This is a genomic window from Methanococcoides seepicolus (genome assembly GCF_023684405.1).
Lineage (GTDB): Archaea > Halobacteriota > Methanosarcinia > Methanosarcinales > Methanosarcinaceae > Methanococcoides > Methanococcoides seepicolus.
Map to the genome: position 1 here is coordinate 1 of NZ_JAGSOI010000133.1, position 1,609 is coordinate 1,609.

General features: G+C 45.1%; 1 protein-coding gene. It reads left to right on the forward strand.

Annotated elements, in window-relative coordinates; genetic code table 11:
• Window positions 1-113: 113 nt before the first annotated feature.
• Window positions 114-1,609 (forward strand): VWA domain-containing protein (locus tag KDK67_RS14030; RefSeq protein WP_250869467.1); only part of this gene is annotated, 1,496 nt, incomplete at its 3' end.

Here is a 1,609-nt window from a genome sequence, read left to right on the forward strand (position 1 = left end):
GCAGAGATGGTACTGCCTCACAGAATGAGAAAGAAACCATTCGAAGAAGAGGAGTTCAGTGCGGAACAACTTCGGGCTGTAGTTAACGGAACTGTTTAAGACAGGTATATCGAATGAAGGATCAAGTTACCGCATCTCGTTTGAGGAAAAGCCTTGACAGGGACTATGATGTAGGGGTATTCAATCCGGGCAGACCGGTAATGAGCGTTCGGCTGGCCCTTACAGAGCTATCTCAGATAAGTGGGACTGATACCGAAGCGGTTCACGAAAAGCTCATATCAGGAACATGGTCCATACAGCCGGAAGATGTGAAAGAGATATTCATTATCGCTGATAACGACCATGTGATAGTTGATCCGAAGGATTTTTTCAATTCTTTTAAGAAAGGGTCAGAGATGGAAACGGTCTTTGAGGAAGAACAGGAATTTTCCAATAAAGATGACCATGACATCATGAGGATAACTATCCCTGAAAATGGAGTCGAGCAAGGAAGCAAAGAGACCGTTGACAAAGCAATTGATGAGGTAGAGGTCCATCTTGTCCCGAGGGAATATGAACCGAAGTTCGAAACGGGTCCAAAACGGATTAAGAAAGAAAAACCTGTACTTGTCAAGAGAAACAAGCAGAACTTGGTAGTGGATATCCCCGGAGCAAAGGAAGATATACCAGAGATAATTCCAGAGGAAAAGCAGACTTTGGAATTACTGGAAACAAAAGTACCGGAGGCAGAAGGGGAAGTATGTAACGATCCGAAGATCGAAGAGCTGGGCCCAATTTCTGAGAACCGGAAGGATACTGCTGAATTTGAAAGTGAACAGAACTGTGCCCCCGAAGATATATCAAAGTCAAAAACAAAGCCTGAAAGAGATGATCATCTCGAAGATGAGAAAGCAGTAAGCAAGATACTTACGGATTTTGCGAAGAACAAGCAGAAGAAGAAAGTAGTTTCTGGAAGATTGAAATCCGGGAGACGGGCAGAGGTTCTCACCAAGGGTAAGCGAGGGCGATATGTCAGGTATAAGATGCCTGGAGATAAGGTGACGGATATCGCCATTGCGCCTACTGTGCGTGCAGCGGCACATCACGCCAAGGACGGGAAGATAAGCATTAAAAAGAGCGATATCAGGGAAAAGATAAGGCGACGAAGGATATCCACACTGATAAATATCGTTTTTGATACTTCTGATTCCATGGATGAAAAAGAGAAGATAAAGATCACAACAGATGTTGTTCTCGCACTTCTCAAAGATGCGTATCAGAGAAGAGACAGGGTATCTCTTGTTACGTATAGCGGAAGGTCGGCAGAACTCGTGCTACCGTTCACTTCGTCCGTGGAATCTGCAAAGAGATATCTGGAAAAGGTACCTTTCGGAGGAACCACACCAATGGTCTCCGGCATACTCACAGGTGTCGAGACCATCCTTCAGGAATTGAAGCGCGAACCTTCAGCGGTCCCTATTATGATACTCGTGACAGATGGTACTGCCAACGTCCCATTGAACCGGGGCGGGAGTATAGAAAGGGAACTGCTACAGGTATGCAAGGGTTTTAACGATTACAGGATAAACATGCTTGTTGTCGATATCAGTAGGAATGGAAGTGACCTTGC